A 19,380-nucleotide genomic window follows, 5' to 3' on the forward strand; every position below is an offset into this window, starting at 1 on the left:
TAAAAAATATTAAAATTATGATTGAAAAATACATAAAAGTCAGATAAAATATCATTAGAAGCAAAAAAACAAGGGGAACATACAAAAAACATCTCATCTTAAAAATAGTTTCCGATGGTTGTTGAAAACAGACAGAAGAAACGCTAAGCCGCAAAAATGAGATGTGTGAGCTAAGAAAGGGAGGAATGAACCATGTTTTATGTCGATTTAAACAGTGATTTAGGTGAGAGCTTCGGTAACTATACGATTGGTATGGATGAAGAAATTCTTCAGTACGTGTCTTCCGCCAACGTAGCCTGTGGATGGCATGCAGGTGATCCGATGGTTATGGATAAGACCATCGCATTGGCAAAGAAATACGGAACCGCAGTAGGAGCACATCCGGGATTTCCGGATCTGATGGGCTTCGGTCGAAGAAACATGGTGGTAACTCCGGAAGAAGCGAAAGCATATCTGAAATACCAGCTCGGCGCATTGAGCGCATTTACTAAGAGCCAAGGCGTAAAAATCCAGCACGTAAAACCACACGGTGCATTCTACAACATGGCAGCTGTTGATGAGAAGCTGGCGAGAGCGATGTGTGAAGCAGTCTATGAAGTAGATAAAGATATCATCTTCATGGGTCTGGCAGGATCCCAGATGATCAAGGCGGCTGAGGAGGTTGGTTTACAGGCAGCGAGCGAGGTGTTCGCAGACCGTGCATACAACGATGACGGAACCCTGGTTTCCAGAAAACTTCCGGGAGCAGTCATCAAAGATAAAGACCTGGCAATCAAACGTGTCGTAAGAATGGTAAAAGAAGGAAAAGTTGAGAGCATCAACGGAAACGACATTTCCATCAAGGCAGATTCCATCTGTGTACACGGAGACAACCCAAAAGCGCTGGAGTTCGTAAAGAACATTCGTGAGACCCTGGTAGCCGAGGGAGTGGAGATTAAAAATCTGTTCCGCTAATACATATGTAAGGAGAAGAGAAATATGGGAGAAAAGAAAAAAAGTAATGCGAACACGACAGCCCTGATTGGCGCCGCGTTCCTGATGGCAACGTCCGCGATCGGACCTGGTTTCCTGACGCAGACCGCAACCTTTACCGGTCAGTACGGCTCTATTTTCGCACTGGCAATCATCTGTACCATTCTTCTGGATGTTACAACCCAGTTAAATATCTGGTCCATCATCGGTGTGTCCGGTATGCGTGGACAGGATATCGCAAATAAAGTTGTTCCGGGACTCGGATATTTCATCGCGTTCCTTGTGTCTCTCGGCGGTCTGGTATTCAATATCGGTAACGTCGGCGGCGCCGCAACCGGTTTTAACATCGTATTCGGTTTTCCGCTGAAAGTCGGAACCGTTGTAGCCGGTGTCATCGGTATTCTGATCTTCTTATCCAAGGATGCGAAAAACTTCATGGATAAGCTGACCAAATACTTAGGAAGCATCATGATTGTTACCGTACTTTATGTAGCATTCCGTTCCAAACCTCCGGTTGTTGAGGCAATCGGCAGTGTTGGACATCTGAACGAATTCCCGAACCTGGTATTCCCGATTATTACCTTGCTTGGCGGAAGCTGCGGCGGTTACATCACATTCTCCGGTGCACATCGTCTTCTGGATGCAGGTTTCTCCGGAACCAAGGATCTTCCGCATGTTCGCCGCTCCGTATTAATGGGCATCAGCGTATCGGGAGTTATGAGAATTTTACTGTTCCTCGCAGTTTTAGGCGTTGTTACAGCAACTCCGGAAGTAGTTGGAAGCGAAGCATGGGTAGCAAGCCCGCCAGCAGCAGCTTTTAAGGCAGGCGCAGGCATCATCGGTTACAAGATCTTCGGTCTGGTTATCCTGTTTGCAGCTATCACCTCCATCATCGGTGCAGCGTATACATCCGTATCCTTCTTAAAGACCCTGCATCCGTTCATCATGGAGAATGAGAAATGGTTCGTTATCGGCTTCATCGCTGTATCGACCGTTATCATGACATTACTTGGACAGCCGGCAACTCTTCTGGTTCTGGCAGGTTCCGTAAACGGACTGATTCTTCCGATTACACTGCTTGTCATTCTTCTGGCAAGCCGCAGGAAAGATATCGTCGGTGAAAATTACAAACATCCGACCGTACTCATCGTACTTGGTGTATGCGTTGTTCTTCTGACCGGTTACTCCGGAATCAAGGCTCTGCCGAAGATTCTTACCATCTTTGGTTAATGAATGAAAAAATGCAAAAAATGTGGTAAAATAATAAAAAACGATTAAACGGACAGGCGCCCGGCGGACTGGCTGGATGAGCACGCAGATGGCTGGCTTATGGCAGCAGGTCTGCCGGGCGTTTCCCTGTAACTGGCTTGTTGGGTCGGAAGCAGTTTTTAGGTTTTTCGAAGAAAAGCAGAACAGGCAGGCGGGGGCTTCGTTTATCTGACAGGAGGTATATATGAGCGAGGTAAGATACCTTGTAGCGGGCGACAGCGCTGTGTGCGTTGAGTTTGGCAATGAAATCAGCCCGGAGATCAACAAGAAAATCCGCGCATTCAAGATTGCGGTTGAAAAAAGCGATATACCGGGAATTGTGGAGACGGTTCCGACATACCGCTCCTTATTAGTACATTATCATCCGGAAGTGATCGGATTCAAGGCACTCACAGAAAAATTTGATAAATTGATGGGTTCCTTATCCAGCATTCCGATCCCGCCGCCAACTGTTATCGAAATTCCGGTTCTCTACGGCGGAGAGATGGGTCCGGATATTGAAAATGTTGCGGAGCACAATCACAAGACCGTGGAAGAGGTCATCAAGATTCATACATCTGAAGAATATCTAATCTACATGATTGGATTCATCGCTGGATTCCCATATCTGGGCGGCATGAGCAAAGAGATCGCAACCCCGCGTCTGAAGAGCCCGAGAGTGAAGATTGAGGGCGGCTCCGTCGGTATTGCCGGTGAGCAGACCGGTATCTACCCGGTAGCATCTCCGGGAGGCTGGCAGTTAATTGGACGGACTCCGTTAAAACTCTATGATGCAGACCGCGAGAAACCAGTGCTTCTGGAAGCGGGACAGTATATCAAGTTTGCTGCAGTAACCGAGGAAGAGTATAAAAAGATCGAAAAAGAAGTCGAAGATGGAACCTACAAATACGTTGTGTACGATAAGGAGGTATAAAGATGGGCATTAAGTTTGCAAGCGGCGGATTCCTCACAACCGTACAGGACATGGGACGCACCGGCTATCAGGAGTCCGGTATGTCTGTATCAGGCGTTATGGATCAGCGTTCCGCAGCGATCGCGAATATTTTAGTGGGAAATGATGAAAACGAGGCGGTTCTGGAGGTAACCCTGATGGGACCGATGATGGAATTTACAGAAGACAATATTATCGCAGTAACCGGCGGTAATCTGGTTCCAAAGGTAAATGGAAAAGATCTTCCGATGTATCAGGCAGTTTTAGTACATAAGGGCGATTCCATGAACTTTGCCGGTATGACAAGTGGAAGCCGCGTGTACATTGCAGTAGCAGGCGGGCTGGATATCCCGGTACAGATGGGCAGCAAATCCACCAACTTAAAGCTGAAAGTAGGCGGTTATCAGGGAAGAAAGATCGGTGGCGGGGACGAGATTGGTTTTGCCGCTCCGAAGACGACCCTTCCAAATATGAGAAAGAGAAAAGTGACGCCGGAGGACTTCTCCCAGACTGAGAAAACCATCCGCGTTGTCATGGGACCGCAGGATGACTGCTTTACCGAGAAAGGTGTAGAGACTTTCTTAAGCAGCACATATGCATTTACGAATGAGTCCGACCGTATGGGCTGCCGTCTCGAGGGCGAGGTCATCGAGCATAAAAATGGCGGCGATATTATCACAGACGGTATCGCCTTTGGTGCGATTCAGGTGCCGTCCCACGGACAACCGATTATCATGATGGCGGATCATCAGACCACCGGCGGTTATACGAAGATTGCTGGCGTTATCTCTGTGGATCTTCCGCTGGTTGCACAGTCCAGACCGGGTTATAAAGTACATTTCCAGAAAGTAACGGTTGAGGAAGCACAGAAGCTCTACATTGAGCAGGTGGAAAAACTCAAGGCACTCAAAGAAGAATTGGCAAAAGTACCGGAACCGTGCGGAGAACTCGATGCGGTGATTCAGGTAGCGGTTGGATGTGAATCGAAGAGATACTGGAATCCGATTGGAACCTACCGGGTTGTGATCGATGGAACTGAATATATGGTTGAATTAGAGGAAGAGACTGAAAGATTCAGATAAACCTCAGATGTATTGAAAGATATGGAGGGAACGTATATGGCAGATTATAGCAAAATGACACCACCGGAAGTATGGAAACTGATTCGGACTGGCGAGATTACCCGCCCGACGGCTGGCATGTGTGCCGGATATGCACAGGCAAATCTGGTTATCCTGCCGAAGAAGTACGCGGATGATTTTAAAGAATTTGCAAGAAAGAACCCGAAACCGTGTCCAATCCTGGAAGTCGTAGAGGGCACACCGGATATCCACGATATGGGCGAGGGCGCGAGCATCGTGACGGACATCCCGAAATATTTCATTTACCGCGACGGTGTGAAAGTCGATGAGGTGACAGATGTTTCTTCTTATTGGAAAGAAGATTCGGTTGCATTCCTGATTGGCTGCAGCTTCTCCTTTGAGGAGGCGCTTATGAAAGCCGGCATTGAAGTGCGCCATATCGCGCAGGGCTGCAATGTTTCCATGTACAAGACTAACATCCAGTGTGAGAGCGCCGGCGTGTTCAAGGGACCGATGGTTGTCAGCATGCGTCCCATGACCCCAGAAAACGCACAGAAAGCCAAAGAGATCACAGACCGTTATCCAAATGTACACGGCGGTCCGGTCCAGATCGGCGATCCGGCAGCGATCGGTATCAAGGATATTTCCAAACCAGACTATGGCGATCCAGTCGAGATCCGCGAGGGTGAGATCCCGGTATTCTGGGCTTGCGGCGTTACCCCTCAGGCAGCGATTGAAAATGCAAAACTTCCGTTAGTCATTACCCACGCACCGGGACATATGTTCATTACCAATGTCCTGAATACGGAGCTGAATGATTATCTGGAGGCGAAGAAGCAGAAATAGGCAGAATCGGTTCTGCCATTGCAGGAACGGTTTTATCGAAAAATAAGGTTTGACGGAGATTTCCCAGTCTCCTTCAAATAAATTCTCTTGAGAAAAGAGAAAAAGTTCATTACCAACCTAAAAAGCGGCGAAAAGGGAAGATGGAATCTGAGAGGAGGAAGTCTTCCTTTTTCATGTGTATCCCATGCGTATATCAGATGCATGGAATGAAACGAACTTATCTTGTAAATCCGGGGAAAAAACCTTGTATTTTCAAGGAAAAACCGCTTGACACGTCCGGAAGCGTGTAATATAATAAGTCAGTATGACATGAGTCAGGAAGATGTCGGCACCAAAGCCCCGGAGCAGGCATTTCATGATATAGTTAATCTCAATTATATGAAGTAAAACAGGAGGTCAACCAATGAAGAGTTTTATGGCTAGTCCAGCAACAATCGAAAGAAAATGGTATGTAGTTGACGCTACAGGATATACATTAGGTCGTCTTGCATCTGAGGTAGCAAAGGTATTAAGAGGCAAGAACAAACCGATCTTCACACCGCACATGGATTGCGGCGATTATGTAATCGTAGTAAACGCAGAGAAGATCAAAGTAACTGGTAAGAAGATGGATCAGAAAATCTACTACAATCACTCTGATTATGTAGGTGGCATGAGAGAGACAACCCTTCGTGAAATGATGGCTAAGAAGCCGGAGAAGGTTATCGAGTTAGCAGTTAAAGGTATGCTTCCAAAGGGACCTTTAGGAAGAAGCATGATTACAAAACTTCATGTATACGCAGGTCCGGAGCACGAGCAGGCAGCTCAGAAGCCGGAAGTTTTAGAAATCAAGTTTTAATTAAAGGCACTGGAAGGAGGAAACTATAATGGCTAACAAATTTTACGGAACAGGCAGAAGAAAAAAATCTATCGCTAGAGTATACCTTGTACCGGGAACCGGCAAGATTACTATCAATAAAAGAGACATCGATGAGTACTTTGGTCTTGAGACCCTGAAAGTGGTTGTTCGTCAGCCGCTCGTAGCAACCGAGACAGTTGATAAGTTCGATGTACTTGTAAATGTACGTGGCGGCGGCTTCACAGGTCAGGCTGGCGCTGTAAGACACGGCATCTCCCGTGCACTTCTTCAGGCAGACGCTGATTACCGTCCGGTACTGAAGAAAGCAGGCTTCTTAACTCGTGACCCGAGAATGAAAGAGCGTAAGAAATACGGTCTCAAAGCAGCTCGTCGCGCTCCGCAGTTCAGCAAGCGATAATCTACAGCTTAATAATGCTAAAAAAGCCCGGAAATACGCCATTTTCCGGGCTTTTTCTATGCCTGAAATCACCTGATTCCGATGGTGAAATTTGAGGAAATTTGACTTCAAATTAGCCCATTTTGATGGGTTTACCATGGGTTTACGGTCTATTTTTGAGCCTAATGGGTGGGAAAATGGGTTTACAGAAGGCCATTTTGGAGGGGAAATTCGCCCCATATCCTTGACAGATTTTCGGGAAAAATCCGGCTGAAACGGAATGAAAAATGGTGTCGGATTCGTTTGGCGAGTTCTGACGAAATCTGCAAAAAAATGATATCAGGTATCCTGTTACATAGAGCCTTGGCTCATTCTTTGAAAACGAGAATGGGTCGAGGCTTTATTTTTTTCGCCCGAAATCCGGCGAGACAAATTTGAGTAGGAGGTAACAGGTATGACGGATTTCAATCAGAAGACCCATGACACCGATGTGGGCAGTCATGGCGGACAGTCGAGGCAGATGATGGAGGTGTTTGAGAACCAGGAGTTTGGTTCGATCCGGTTGTTACAGGAGGCAGGCAAGACCTTCTTCTGTGCAAGCGACGTGGCGAAAGCGTTGGGATATGTGAATCCCTACGCCGCAGTGAAACGCCATTGTAGAGGCCCCCTAACGAAACGCGAGGGGGTCGTTCAGAAGGTGAATCAGTATGGAGATGCTGGAGAGCAGGTCGTTGAAATCTCCTTTATCACGGAAGGTGATGTTTATCGGCTGATCGTTCACAGCAAGCTGCCATCGGCAGAACGGTTTGAACACTGGGTGTTTGATGAAGTTCTCCCGTCCATCCGAAAGCATGGTGTGTATATGAGCGATTCTATTTTGGATCAGGTGATTCAGCATCCGGAGGTCATCTACACCCTGGCGAAGGAGCTTGTGGCCGAGAGAGAGCAGCTTGAGGGTATCCGCAAACAGCTGGATGCGGCACAGCCCAAGGCAGACTACTTCGACACCTTTGTGAATTCGGAGGATTGTACCTGCATCCGGAATTTCTGTAAGGAAATCGGAATCCCGGAGAAGACGGCAGTAGCTCTCTTACTGGATCATCGCTATCTGTACCGCAGTCCAAGCGGCTGGCTGATGCCTTTTGCAGACAAATCTGCAAGGGGCTATTTTATTGTCCGGGATTGCTACGGCAGAAGCGGAAAACTGGTGCAGCAGACGAGAGTGACCTGCAAGGGAAAGAATCATCTCTTCAAGTTGTTTAAGAAATGGGGTGTGATCGAATGACGCTTTTTACAGAGGGACGCCTTCAGGCGTTTGAACGCATGATGCAGGATACCGGCAAATACCATCGACGGGAGGACAGCGAAGATCGTCCGCGCAAATGTCCGAAGAAAAAAACGGAGCCTGCGAAAAAGGATGGTGAGCACCATGCCGGTATTCAGGGTTGAGAAAAACAGCAATTACACAACGATGTGCAATTACCACCTGCGGGATCAGGGTCTCAGCCTGAAAGGAAAAGGACTTCTCTCTATGCTGCTCAGTTTACCGGACACATGGAACTATTCGGTACGGGGATTATCTTCGATTACACCGGATGGCGTAGATGGGGTGCTTACAGCTCTGAAAGAACTGGAACGTCTTGGATATCTGGAAAGGAACCAGCAGCGTGAGAGTAACGGTCGGATGGGCAGAGCGGAGTATGTGATCTATGAGATGCCAAGGAAAAAGCCGTGTACGGAAAAGCCGTATACGGTAAATCCGGATACGGACACACCGGTTACGGAAAATCCCGCGCAATTAAGTACTAATAGAACAAGTACTGAAACAATCAATAAAAGAGAGAAGAAGGAAATCCAGCACCGGTATGGCTCATACGAAAATGTCCTTCTCTCTGACACGGAATACGGCAAGCTCCGGCAGGAGTTCCCAAGAGATTATCAGATGCGGGTGGAACGGCTCTCTGAGTATCCGCTTTGAGCTTTCTTTTATGAATATGGCTACGGATGCCTCGAATTTTGAGAAGATGGTGCGCATCCCGTACCAGAAGGATCATTTCAATCCGGTGCGCACGGAGTACAGCACCATGCTGCGCCGCCAGCTTGCCCAGGGCAACAACGGCCTGACCAAGACAAAGTACCTGACGTTTGGCATTGAAGCAGAATCCATGAAACAGGCAAAGCCGAGGCTCAATCACATTGAGATCGACCTGATGAACAACTTCAAACGCTTGGGTGTCCGGGCAAAATTGCTGAACGGTAAGGAACGGCTTCATCTGATGCACGATATGTTCCACATGGGTGACCATGACCGATTCAATTTCGATTGGAAGTGGCTGCCGGAGAGCGGGCTGTCGGTAAAGGACTTTATTGCCCCGACCGGGTTTGCCTTTCCGAAGAACCGTGTTTTTCAGATGGGTGGGATGTATGGTTCCATGTCCTATCTCCAGATTACGGCTTCCGACCTGTCGGATCAGCTGCTGAAGGACTTTCTGGATATGGAATCCAGCCAGATTGTGACCATGCACATTCAGTCGGTAGACCAGAACAAAGCAATCAAATCCATCAAGCACACCATTACGGAGCTGGATCGTTCCAAGATTGAGGAACAGAAGAAAGCTGTCCGTTCCGGATACGATATGGACATCATTCCGTCAGATTTGGCAACTTACGGCAGGGACGCAAAGGCACTGCTGAAGGAATTGCAGAGCCAGAATGAGCGTATGTTCCTGCTGACCTTTCTGGTGATGAATACCGGCGAGACGGAGCAGGAGCTGGAAACCAATGTGTTTCAAGCTTCCAGTATCGCGCAGAAGTACAACTGCAACCTGCGCCGTCTGGGCTTTCAGCAGGAGCAGGGGCTGATGAGCTGTCTGCCGCTGGCACAGAACCTGATTGAGATTCAGCGCAGCATGACTACCAGCAGCACGGCAATTTTCGTTCCGTTTACCACCCAGGAACTGTTTCAGACCGGGAAAGAGGCTCTGTACTATGGGCTGAATGCTCTGTCCAACAACCTGATTATGGTTGACCGGAAAAAGCTCAAAAACCCCAACGGGCTGATTCTGGGTACTCCCGGTTCCGGTAAATCCTTCTCTGCCAAGCGAGAAATCGCCAATGCGTTTCTGGTGACGGATGACGATGTAATTGTGTGCGATCCGGAAGCCGAGTACACGGCACTGGTGAAGAAATTTGAGGGGCAGGTCATTAAAATCAGCCCTTCCAGCGCGCAGTATATCAACCCGATGGACATCAATGCGAACTATTCGGAAGAGGATACCCTGCGAAGTTCTGTCAAATGTAGATAATCTGACAATACGAACATGGCTCACACGTAGTCTTCGACACCGAATATCAGCCAGCACACATATGAGGACGGAAAATGTAGCAGCTTTTGAAAAATTGCTTTTTCTGCTCAAAGTGCTATAATCGGAATATACCGAATACAAAGGGAGGAAAGCTCCCATGCCAAGACCGCCACGGTGCCGTCGAATTTGTGGCGTACCACAGGTCGATACATTCTGTCCTAACGGGTGCGAGAATACCGAGCCGATCCTGCTGACGCTGGACGAATACGAGGTCATTCGGCTGGTTGACTTGGAGCAGCAAACCCACGAGCAGTGTGCCGCTCAAATGGAGATTTCCCGCTCTACCGTGCAGGAGATTTACGAAAGCGCACGGAGCAAGATCGTAGCGTGTCTTGTCCACGGGAAACCGCTGCACATCACCGGGGGAAACTACCGCATCTGCGGAGGACAGGAGGCAGCTCACTGCGGCCGTTGCTGCCGGATGCAGAGAGCCAACATGGAAAAATCAGGCAAAACTTGCAAAGGAGATTCCATTATGAAAATTGCAGTTACCTATGACAACGGTCAGATCTTTCAGCATTTCGGTCACACCGAGCAGTTCAAGCTTTATGAATCTGTGGACGGCAAAATCGTCCATGCGGAAGTCGTTGATACCAACGGCAGCGGTCACGGCGCACTGGCAGGATTCCTGATGCAGAACGGCGTGGACACTTTGATTTGCGGAGGCATCGGCGGCGGTGCGCAGGCAGCACTCGCCGAAGCGGGCATCAAGCTCTACGGCGGTGTCAGCGGGGACGCTGACGCGGCGGTGAGCGCATTGCTCAACGGAAGTTTGGGCTACGATCCCAATGTTCACTGTGACCACCATGACCATGAACACGGCGAGGCTGGTCACTCCTGCGGTGACCACGGCTGCGGCAAGCATAGCTGCCATTGATATGGAACGCACACTGACACAACTTCCGTTCTGGTCATCCTTGACCGAACGCGAAATGGACACACTACGCCGAAGTGCCTTTGTCCGTCATTATAAAAAGGGTGCGTTCGTTCACAGCAGCGACAATGAATGTCTCGGAATGCTGTTTATTCTTTCCGGCGAGATCCGCACCTATCTTCTCTCTGATGAGGGGCGGGAGGTAACGCTGTTCCGCCTGTATCCGGGCGAACTATGCGTGCTTTCCGCCTCCTGCGTGATCAGTCAGATCACCTTTGATACACAAATGACTGCCGGAATGGATACGGACATTCTGATTATCTCTGCAAATGTCATTGCTGCACTCAAGGAGAAAAATCTCCATGTCCGCTGTTTTCTTTATGAACTGGCAACGAAACGGTTTTCTGATGTGATGTGGGCGATGCAGCAGATTATGTTCAAGGGATTGGATCAGCGGCTGGCAGAATTTCTCTTTGCCGAAGCGGAACGTACCGGCTCCGACACGATACGCATGACCCATGAGCAGATCGCCCAGCACATCAGCTCGGCACGGGAGGCAGTGGCACGGATGCTCAAAAGCTTCTCGGAGGACGGGCTGGTGGAGCTGAAGCGTGGTGCAATCACGCTGCGGGATAAGAACAGACTAAATCGTCTAAAATAAAAAGAAATGTGACTTCGTTACAGAAGAAAATCATAGATTTGCTACAATAAAAGCAGAAAAACAGGAAGGAGTATCCGCCATGAAAGAAACGAAATACGCAGGAACTCAAACCGAAAAAAACCTGATGGCTGCCTTTGCCGGTGAGTCCGAGGCGCGCAACAAATACACCTATTTTGCATCCAAGGCCAAGAAGGAAGGCTACGAGCAGATCGCGGCGCTGTTCCTCAAAACCGCTGATAATGAGAAGGAACACGCCAAGCTGTGGTTCAAAGAGCTGAACGGCATTGGCGACACCGCCGAAAACCTTCTCTCCGCCGCTGAGGGCGAGAACTACGAGTGGACGGATATGTACGACGGCTTTGCCAAAACCGCCGACGAGGAGGGTTTCCATGAGCTGGCCCAGCGTTTCCGCCTGGTAGCCGCCATTGAAAAGCATCATGAGGAGCGCTACCGTGCCCTGCTGCACAATGTGGAGATGGCGGAGGTCTTCGCCAAGAGTGAGGTCAAGGTATGGGAGTGCCGCAACTGCGGGCATATCGTGATCGGTGAGAAAGCACCGGAGGTCTGCCCGACCTGCAACCATCCCCAGAGCTACTTTGAAATTCACGCAGAAAACTATTAAAGAGAAAAGGAGAACGAATCATGGAGCAGAAGTTTTACATTTGCAAGCATTGCGGCAACATCATTGCCAAGGTCAAGGACACGGGCGTTCCCGTCATCTGTTGCGGTGAGCCGATGAGCGAGATCATCCCCGGTACCACCGACGCCGCCGTGGAGAAGCACGTCCCTGTCTGGACTGTGGAAAACGGCATCGTTCATGTCAAGGTCGGCTCCGTAGAGCATCCCATGCTGCCGGAGCACTACATCGAGTGGGTGTCCCTCCACACCAATCAGGGCAACCAGCGCAAGGAACTGCACCCGGGCGAGAAGCCGGAGGTCTGCTTTGCGCTCTGCGAGGGCGACGAAGTCGAGGCGGTCTACGCCTACTGCAACCTCCACAGTCTGTGGAAAGCGTGATCGTTCCGCGCATGGTATCTTAGAACCAACATAGAGAACTGAATGTCATGTATTGCAGGCAGGAGGCAAACAAGTCATGAAAGCACATAAATATTGGTCAATCGGAGCGGTAATTACCATGTTTGGAACTTTTTGCACTGGATATAAAGGCTCAAAAACAACGCATAAGTACCTTGCGCTTAGTTCCTTGATCTGCATGGTTATGGCAGTATATACGGGTCATAAAATGATTTCAGGGAATAAGAAAACAAAGAGAGTAAAACAAGCGGAAGCTGTGGATATTCTTTGAGTAAGATAGGAATCGTTATTGTTTCTGATGACGATAAAGTCGGGCTAATGTTGTGTGCGAAATAAAAAACAAGAAAGAAGAATTTCATTATGAAATATGTATGCGATGTGTGTGGTTGGGAATACGACGAAGAAAATGGCTATCCGGAAGGCGGCATTGCACCGGGTACAAAATGGGAAGATATTCCGGATGATTTTGAATGCCCCTTATGTTTTGTTGGCAAAGACCAGTTTTCTGTGGCTGAGTAAGGAAGCACAACAAAACCTATAAACAAAGAGCCGTGAAGCAGTATGTAAGATACCGCTTCACGGCTCTTTCTCACTTATATAAAAATTTGCCGTAACGTAACCTCGTCACAGAAAAATGCTTTGTACTGCGGTATGATAAAGCCACAATCAATCAACAAGAAAGAGGTGGCGAACATGAAAATCAAGCTCAATTCCGATCAGGAGATTGTCAGCACCATCAGAGAAGGACTCAAGCGCACCGGCGGGTACTGCCCCTGCCGCAGGGAGAGCACAGAGGCGACCAAATGTATGTGCCAGGAGTTTAAGGATCAAATTGCAGATCCGGGCTTCGAGGGATTCTGCCACTGTATGCTCTATTACAAATCCTTGCAGGATTAAGGGAGGAACGCTATGCTGTCAAAGAAACTGGCCGCCATAGATAAGACGCGGTGCGTCGCCTGCGGCGTGTGTGAAAATACCTGTCCACTGGGGGCCGTCAAGGTGCGCCGCGGCTGCTACGCCGCTGTGGAGGCGGAACGATGCGTAGGCTGCGGCAAGTGCGCAAAGATCTGTCCCGTCGGCTGCATTGAGGTGAAAGTGAGGGCTGACGCATGAAAGTAAAGCATTGGTACGATTATCTGTGGGTATATGCAATCATCTATTTTGCACTGGGCTTTTTCAATATCCTGTTCGCGTGGCTGGGCATGATCGATTTTCTTCTGCCGCTGTTCTTAGCCATCTTTGGTGGGAACAAATACTTTTGCAACCACCTCTGCGGACGGGGTCAACTGTTCAGCAAGCTGGGGACAGACCTTAAATGCTCCCGCTGCAAGCCCACGCCCCGCTGGATGTCCTCCAAGTGGTTCCGTTATGGCTTTTTGATCTTTTTCCTGACGATGTTCGGCAACATGGTGTTTCAGACATATCTGGTCGCTGCGGGTACTTCGTCCCTGCGGGAGGCCATTAAGCTGTTCTGGACCTTCCGTGTGCCGTGGGGCTGGGCCTACACCGCCGGAACGGTGACAGACTGGGTAGCCCAATTCAGCTTCGGCTTTTACAGCCTCATGCTGACCTCGCTGCTCATCGGCCTCATCGTCATGGTGCTCTACAAGCCCCGTACATGGTGTGCCTTCTGCCCCATGGGAACCATGACGCAGGGGATTTGCAAGCTGAAAAACAAAGAATAAACAAAGATAACAGAAAGGAGCCTTACTCATGGCTGAACTGAAAATTACTGCTGCGAATTTTGAAAATGAGGTACTGCGTTCCGACAAGCCCATTTTGCTGGACTTCTACGCCGACTGGTGCGGACCGTGCAAAATGCTCTCTCCCATACTGCATGAGCTTGCCGAAGAAAAAAGCGGCGCGCTCAAGGTGGGAAAGGTCAATGTGGACGAGCAGATGGAGCTGGCAATGCGTTTTCAGGTGTCCAGTATCCCGATGCTGGTCGTATTCAAGGATGGAAAGGCCGTTGCCAAATCGGTGGGCTATCGGCCTAAGTCGGAGATTGCCGCAATGGTGGAGGGCGCAAGATGAAAGTTGTAATCGTAGGCGGTGTGGCGGGCGGTGCTTCTGCCGCCGCCCGCATCCGCCGTTTGGATGAACACGCGCAGATCATCATGATCGAGCGCAGCGGCTATGTGTCCTATGCCAACTGCGGTCTGCCGTATTATGTGGGCGGTGTGATCAAGGAGCAGGAAGAATTGACGCTGCAAACTCCGGAGAGCTTTTGGGATCGCTTTCGCATTGATGTGCGAGTACGGCAGGAAGTAACTGCGATCAATCCCGCAGAGAAAATCGTCACCGTCCACGCACTGGACAGCGGGAAGGTCTACACGGAAACCTATGACAAACTGCTTCTTGCCCCCGGCGCAAAGCCGACGATTCCTGCGCTTTCCGGCGTGGACAGCGAGCGGGTCTTTACCCTGCGCACCGTGGAAGACACCCTCCGCATTCGACGCTTTGTAGAGGATCAGAAGCCGAAAACCGCTGTTTTGGCTGGCGGCGGCTTTATCGGTCTGGAAATGGCGGAAAACCTTGTGGAGATGGGCGTTTCGGTTACCATCGTCCAGCGTCTGAAGCAGCTATTAGCGCCGCTGGATGCGGATATGGCCAGCTTTGTCCATGCGGAAATGCGCAGACACGGTGTGGCTCTGCGGTTGGATGAAACCGTCACCGGATTCCGACAGGACGGAGATTCCGTGCTGACGCTGCTGGAGGAAAGTGAGCCGCTGCGCTCCGACATGGTGCTGCTGGCCATCGGCGTCACGCCGGACACCCATCTGGCAAAAGAGGCCGGACTTGAGCTGGGCATCCGGGGCAGCATCGCTGTCAACGAGCGGATGGAAACCTCCGTGCCGGATATCTACGCTGTGGGCGATGCCGTAGAGGTCACCCATTTCGTGACCGGCCAAAAAGCATTGACCTCGCTGGCGGGGCCTGCCAACAAGCAGGGACGCATTGCCGCTGACAATATCTGCGGCGGAAACAGCCGCTTTCACGGCTCTCAGGGCTCGTCTGTTCTGAAACTGTTTGGCTTGACAGCGGCCTCCACGGGGATCAATGAGAAGGCAGCGCAGGCAGCAGGGATCGCTTACGACAAAGTCGTATTATTCCCGGCATCCCACGCTATCTATTATCCCGGCGCACAGTCTATGGCAATGAAGGTGATGTATGAAAAAGAAAGCCTGCGGCTGCTGGGTGCGCAGATCGTTGGCGGCGAGGGCGTGGACAAGCGCATTGATGTACTGGCAACGGCCATTCGCGCAAAAATGACAGCCTTGGAACTGACGGAGCTTGACCTTTCCTATGCGCCGCCCTATTCCTCTGCCAAAGACCCGGTCAATATGGCCGGTTTTATGATCGAGGATTTGGAGAGCGGGAAGGTACGGCAGTTCCATTGGAATGAGGTTGAGGACTTGCCTTGCGATGGCAATGCGACACTGCTGGATGTCCGTACAGAAGGTGAATATCGGCGTGGGCACTTGAATGGATTCCGCAATATTCCACTGGACGATCTGCGGGAGCATTTGGACGAGTTAGACCGGGGTAAGCCTGTTTATGTGAATTGCCAGACAGGGCTTCGCAGTTATCTGGCCTGCCGACTTTTGACGCAGTACGGTTTCACCTGTTCCCATCTCTCCGGCGGATACAGTTTTTATCAGGTCGTAATACAAGAGCGGCAGACAGCGCGGAGCGCCTATCCCTGCGGAATGGAGAAGCTATGAGTGAGAATTTATTTGGCTTGACGGTTGCGGCAGATAAAGGCTTAGATGATTTGCAGTGCCAGCGCCTTTTAAGCGAAAATCGCAGGTATCAGGAAGTCATGCTGCAATACCGATGTGCGCTGAAAGCACTGGAAAGCAGGTTGGAAATTCTAAACGAAGAGTTTTCATTGCAGCATGATCGCAATCCGATAGAAAGTATAAAAAGCCGCTTGAAGTCGCCGTCCAGCATTATGAATAAGATGCAGAAACGCGGACTTCCTCTGGATTTTCCGACCATGCAGACAAATATCATGGATATTGCCGGTGTGCGGGTGATCTGCTCTTTCGAGGAGGATGTGTTCTTTTTGGCAAAGTGCTTAAAAAAACAGTCTGACATTGAAATCATCACAGAGAAAGATTATATTTCACACCCTAAGCCAAATGGCTATCGCAGTCTGCACCTGACGCTCCGGCTGCCGGTATTCTTTGCGGAAAAAGTGATCCATGTGCCGGTGGAGATACAACTCCGTACAATCGCTATGGACTTCTGGGCAAGCCTTGAGCATACCATCCGCTATAAGAAAAACTTGCCGATAAATGCTGAAGTCGAAACTGAACTGAAAGAGTGCGCCGATTCCAGCAGAGAATGGGACGGTAAGATGGAACATTTACTGCATATCATAACATAATGTGTCGAATATAAAATGAAAAGCACGCACTTTGGTGCTTGCCTTGGACTTGCCAGGGACCGCCTTATCCGCCTTGGGTGGGCGACCCCTGCGAGCCCCAACCAATTTCTCCGCTTTCTGGTTTTCAGGCATAGTCTTTTATGCTTTCGGCGGACTGCCACGGCACAGCTTTTTCGGCTTCTATATTGTAAGGAACATGGCTTTTCGCTGAATGGAAAGCGAAGCTGACCCGGGCTGGAGCGGTCTGTGTTAAAACGATATATTTTTTTGGAAATTATCTTGATAAAATTTATCAAGATTGATATAATGGCATTAACAAGCAAGCGAAAAGAGGATGTGGAGCATGATCATCACCAAAGAGACGGACTACGCACTGCGCATTTTGCGGGTGCTGCTGGACGGGGAGAAGCATTCGGTGGCCGAGATGTCGGAAACGGAATTGATCCCCAATCAGTTTGCCTACCAGATTCTGCGCAAGCTCTCCGCCGGCAATTTGGTGCGGGTGAGCCGCGGCGCCCTCGGCGGCTGCGCGCTGTCCTGCGATCTGGACGCGACCTCCCTCTATGATCTCATGGGGGTCGTGGGGGAGCGGGGCATCCTGTGCGCCTGCATGGAGCCGGGATATGAATGCCGCTGGCAGGACAAGCATGGGCGGTGCGCCATCCACTGTCAGCTGGCGGCCTTGCAGCAAAAGCAGGACGAGGCGTTCCGTGCCGTGAGCCTGCGCAGGCTGCTGACCGGCGGATCCGATCCCCAAGATACAAGCAAGCTGTAAAATTTTAAGAGGAGGTACCCATATGCTGTTTCAAACCACGGCGGCGCACGAAGAGCTGCGCGCGAAGATCCGGAGTTTTGCGGAGGAGGAGATCAAGCCCCTCGCATTTTTAATGGATCAGAACAATGAGTTTCCCGAGGAGGCTGTCAAGAAGCTGGGTAAGCTGGGCTGGATGGGCATTCCCTACCCCAAGGAGTACGGCGGTGCCGGTCTTGATGCCCTGAGCTACGCCATCGCGGTGGAGGAGCTGGCCCGTGTGGACGGCGGCGCGGGCGTAATCCTCTCCGCCCACGTCTCCCTCGGCTCATGGCCCATTTTCGCCTATGGCACCGAGGAGCAGAAGAAGAAATATCTGGTTCCGCTGGCCAAGGGCGAGAAGATCGGCGCCTTCGGCCTCACGGAGTCCAACGCCGGATCCGACGCCGGCGGCACGGAGACCACGGCGCTGGATAAGGGGGACTACTACCTCCTCAACGGCGGCAAGATCTTCATTACCAACGCCCCTAAGGCGGACACCTATGTGGTTTTCGCCGTCACCACGCCGGACATCGGCACCCGGGGCATCTCCGCTTTCATCGTGGAGAAGGGCTGGAAGGGCTTTGAGTTCGGCGACCACTATGACAAGATGGGCATTCGCTCCTCCTCCACGGCGGAGCTGATCTTCAACGACGTGAAGGTTCCCAAGGAAAACCTATTGGGCAAGGAGGGCGAGGGCTTCAAGATTGCCATGTCCACGCTGGACGGCGGACGCATCGGCATCGCCGCGCAGGCGCTGGGCATCGCCCAAGGCGCGTTTGAGCACGCGTTGAGCTATTCCAAGGAGCGCGTCCAGTTCGGCAAGCCCATCGCGGCCCAGCAGAGCATCGCCTTCAAGCTGGCGGATATGGCCACCAAGCTGCGCTGCGCCCGGTTCCTCATCTACTCCGCGGCGGAGCTGAAGGAGCAGCACGCGCCTTACGGCATGGAGTCCGCCATGGCGAAGATGTACGCCTCGGACATCGCGCTGGAGGTCACCAACGATGCCTTGCAGATCCACGGCGGCAGTGGCTTCCTCAAGGGCATGGAGGTGGAACGGGCCTACCGCGACGCCAAGATCACCACCATCTACGAGGGCACTAACGAGATCCAGCGGGTGGTCATCGCCTCTCATCTGGTGGGCAGGCTGGGCAAGAGCTCCGGCGGCGAGAGCCGTTCGGCGGCCAAGAAACCCGCGCCCATCACCGGCATTCGCAAAAAGACCATCTTCCGGGAAGGGGATGCTGCCCAGCAGGTGGCCGACCTTGTAGCGGCGCTGAAGAAGGATGGTCACGACTTCTCCGTGGGCATCCCTATGGATACGCCCATCCCGCAGGCGGAGCGGGTGGTCTCCGCGGGCAAGGGCATCGGGGAGAAAAAGAACATGAAACTGGTAGAGTCGCTGGCCAAGGCTGCCGGCGCGGCCATCGGTTCTTCCCGCCCTGTGGCGGAGACTCTCAAATATCTGCCGCTGAACCGCTATGTGGGTATGTCCGGTCAGAAGTTCACCGGCAATCTGTACATCGCCTGTGGCATCTCCGGCGCATCCCAGCACCTTAAGGGCATCAAGGACGCCTCCACCATCGTGGCCATCAATAAGAACGGTAACGCGCCTATCTTCAAGAACTGCGACTACGGCATCGTGGGCGATGTGGAGGAGATCCTGCCCCTGCTCACTGCTGCGCTGGATAGCGGCGAAAAGCTGCCCGCGCCGCCTATGGTAAAGATGAAGCGGCCCACACCGCCGAAGCCCGCCCCCATCGGCGACCGCTACGTCTGCAGCGGCTGCGGCTACGAGTATGTGCCGGAGTTGGGCGACGAGGACGGCGAGATCGCGCTGGGTACGCTCTTTGAGCAGCTTCCCGCCGAGTGGGTGTGCCCGGAGTGCGCGGAGACGAAGGATCAATTTGTAAAGGCTTGAGCCGTG

24 protein-coding genes and 1 pseudogene are annotated in these 19,380 nt (G+C 51.2%); all 25 read left to right on the forward strand.

Annotated features, from left to right (window positions below; genetic code table 11):
* The first annotated feature begins 192 nt into the window (after window positions 1-192).
* The gene (locus DWV73_RS11820; RefSeq protein WP_022358636.1) at window positions 193-954 is read left to right on the forward strand and encodes a 5-oxoprolinase subunit PxpA; all 762 of its coding nucleotides are present in this window, start codon (window positions 193-195) and stop codon (window positions 952-954) included.
* A 24-nt stretch (window positions 955-978) separates the two neighbouring features.
* Window positions 979-2,202: an NRAMP family divalent metal transporter gene (locus tag DWV73_RS11825; RefSeq protein ID WP_117796818.1), complete on the forward strand. Its 1,224-nt coding sequence runs from the start codon at window positions 979-981 to the stop codon at window positions 2,200-2,202.
* Window positions 2,203-2,425: 223 nt separating this feature from the next.
* On the forward strand, window positions 2,426-3,154 hold the full coding sequence (pxpB, locus tag DWV73_RS11830) for a 5-oxoprolinase subunit PxpB (RefSeq protein ID WP_022358506.1): 729 nt from the start codon (window positions 2,426-2,428) through the stop codon (window positions 3,152-3,154).
* 2 nt (window positions 3,155-3,156) lie between these two features.
* Entirely contained in the window at window positions 3,157-4,254 is a 1,098-nt protein-coding gene (locus DWV73_RS11835) for a biotin-dependent carboxyltransferase family protein (RefSeq protein WP_117796819.1), read from the forward strand.
* Between the two features lie 36 nt (window positions 4,255-4,290).
* A complete protein-coding gene (locus DWV73_RS11840; protein WP_022358508.1) occupies window positions 4,291-5,100 on the forward strand; it encodes a putative hydro-lyase in 810 nt (269 codons plus the stop codon).
* Window positions 5,101-5,503: 403 nt separating this feature from the next.
* Window positions 5,504-5,938, forward strand: coding sequence for a 50S ribosomal protein L13 (gene rplM, locus DWV73_RS11845; RefSeq protein ID WP_107000767.1), 435 nt, complete (start codon window positions 5,504-5,506; stop codon window positions 5,936-5,938).
* A gap of 28 nt (window positions 5,939-5,966) precedes the next feature.
* Window positions 5,967-6,356: a 30S ribosomal protein S9 gene (gene rpsI / locus DWV73_RS11850; RefSeq protein ID WP_022358510.1), complete on the forward strand. Its 390-nt coding sequence runs from the start codon at window positions 5,967-5,969 to the stop codon at window positions 6,354-6,356.
* Window positions 6,357-6,789: 433 nt separating this feature from the next.
* Window positions 6,790-7,620 carry a phage antirepressor KilAC domain-containing protein gene (locus tag DWV73_RS11855; protein WP_107000766.1) on the forward strand — a complete coding sequence of 277 codons (831 nt, stop codon included), beginning with the start codon at window positions 6,790-6,792 and terminating at the stop codon, window positions 7,618-7,620.
* Window positions 7,617-7,784: a hypothetical protein gene (locus DWV73_RS12785; RefSeq protein ID WP_002576412.1), complete on the forward strand. Its 168-nt coding sequence runs from the start codon at window positions 7,617-7,619 to the stop codon at window positions 7,782-7,784. The genes DWV73_RS11855 and DWV73_RS12785 overlap by 4 nt, the downstream gene beginning before the upstream one ends.
* A gap of 22 nt (window positions 7,785-7,806) precedes the next feature.
* Complete coding sequence (locus DWV73_RS11860; protein ID WP_270523471.1) at window positions 7,807-8,313, forward strand: helix-turn-helix domain-containing protein; 507 nt, start codon at window positions 7,807-7,809, stop codon at window positions 8,311-8,313.
* Window positions 8,300-9,610 (forward strand): annotated as a pseudogene (locus DWV73_RS11865) (DUF87 domain-containing protein); the annotation flags it as partial. The gene DWV73_RS11860 and the pseudogene DWV73_RS11865, both read left to right, overlap by 14 nt.
* A 187-nt stretch (window positions 9,611-9,797) precedes the next feature.
* Window positions 9,798-10,577 carry a DUF134 domain-containing protein gene (locus DWV73_RS11870; protein WP_117796820.1) on the forward strand — a complete coding sequence of 260 codons (780 nt, stop codon included), beginning with the start codon at window positions 9,798-9,800 and terminating at the stop codon, window positions 10,575-10,577.
* Window position 10,578: 1 nt separating this feature from the next.
* On the forward strand, window positions 10,579-11,235 hold the full coding sequence (locus DWV73_RS11875) for a Crp/Fnr family transcriptional regulator (RefSeq protein WP_107000764.1): 657 nt from the start codon (window positions 10,579-10,581) through the stop codon (window positions 11,233-11,235).
* Between the two features lie 79 nt (window positions 11,236-11,314).
* Window positions 11,315-11,857, forward strand: coding sequence for a rubrerythrin (gene rbr, locus DWV73_RS11880; protein ID WP_107000763.1), 543 nt, complete (start codon window positions 11,315-11,317; stop codon window positions 11,855-11,857).
* 20 nt (window positions 11,858-11,877) lie between these two features.
* Window positions 11,878-12,252, forward strand: a complete 375-nt coding sequence (locus DWV73_RS11885; protein ID WP_107000762.1) for a desulfoferrodoxin family protein — start codon at window positions 11,878-11,880, stop codon at window positions 12,250-12,252.
* 76 nt (window positions 12,253-12,328) lie between these two features.
* On the forward strand, window positions 12,329-12,541 hold the full coding sequence (locus DWV73_RS11890) for a DUF6219 family protein (protein WP_107000761.1): 213 nt from the start codon (window positions 12,329-12,331) through the stop codon (window positions 12,539-12,541).
* A gap of 89 nt (window positions 12,542-12,630) precedes the next feature.
* Window positions 12,631-12,789, forward strand: a complete 159-nt coding sequence (locus tag DWV73_RS11895; protein WP_107000760.1) for a rubredoxin — start codon at window positions 12,631-12,633, stop codon at window positions 12,787-12,789.
* A 132-nt stretch (window positions 12,790-12,921) separates the two neighbouring features.
* Window positions 12,922-13,167 (forward strand): ferredoxin-thioredoxin reductase catalytic domain-containing protein, encoded by a 246-nt coding sequence (locus tag DWV73_RS11900; RefSeq protein WP_107001011.1) that lies wholly within the window; start codon window positions 12,922-12,924, stop codon window positions 13,165-13,167.
* 12 nt (window positions 13,168-13,179) lie between these two features.
* Complete coding sequence (locus DWV73_RS11905) at window positions 13,180-13,383, forward strand: 4Fe-4S binding protein (RefSeq protein ID WP_107000759.1); 204 nt, start codon at window positions 13,180-13,182, stop codon at window positions 13,381-13,383.
* Complete coding sequence (locus tag DWV73_RS11910) at window positions 13,380-13,955, forward strand: 4Fe-4S binding protein (protein WP_117796821.1); 576 nt, start codon at window positions 13,380-13,382, stop codon at window positions 13,953-13,955. Before DWV73_RS11905 ends, DWV73_RS11910 begins: the two co-directional genes overlap by 4 nt.
* 28 nt (window positions 13,956-13,983) lie before the next feature.
* Window positions 13,984-14,304, forward strand: a complete 321-nt coding sequence (gene trxA, locus DWV73_RS11915) for a thioredoxin (protein ID WP_107000757.1) — start codon at window positions 13,984-13,986, stop codon at window positions 14,302-14,304.
* Window positions 14,301-15,995, forward strand: coding sequence for an FAD-dependent oxidoreductase (locus DWV73_RS11920; RefSeq protein ID WP_117796822.1), 1,695 nt, complete (start codon window positions 14,301-14,303; stop codon window positions 15,993-15,995). Before trxA ends, DWV73_RS11920 begins: the two co-directional genes overlap by 4 nt.
* On the forward strand, window positions 15,992-16,663 hold the full coding sequence (locus DWV73_RS11925; protein WP_107000755.1) for a GTP pyrophosphokinase family protein: 672 nt from the start codon (window positions 15,992-15,994) through the stop codon (window positions 16,661-16,663). The genes DWV73_RS11920 and DWV73_RS11925 overlap by 4 nt, the downstream gene beginning before the upstream one ends.
* Before the next feature lie 334 nt (window positions 16,664-16,997).
* Complete coding sequence (locus DWV73_RS11930) at window positions 16,998-17,438, forward strand: Rrf2 family transcriptional regulator (RefSeq protein WP_179859646.1); 441 nt, start codon at window positions 16,998-17,000, stop codon at window positions 17,436-17,438.
* 22 nt (window positions 17,439-17,460) lie between these two features.
* Entirely contained in the window at window positions 17,461-19,374 is a 1,914-nt protein-coding gene (locus tag DWV73_RS11935; protein WP_117796823.1) for an acyl-CoA dehydrogenase family protein, read from the forward strand.
* Window positions 19,375-19,380 lie beyond the last annotated feature (6 nt).

It is taken from the genome of Clostridium sp. AF12-41 (assembly GCF_003461685.1).
In the GTDB taxonomy this organism is placed as follows: Bacteria; Bacillota; Clostridia; order Lachnospirales; family Lachnospiraceae; genus Otoolea; species Otoolea fessa.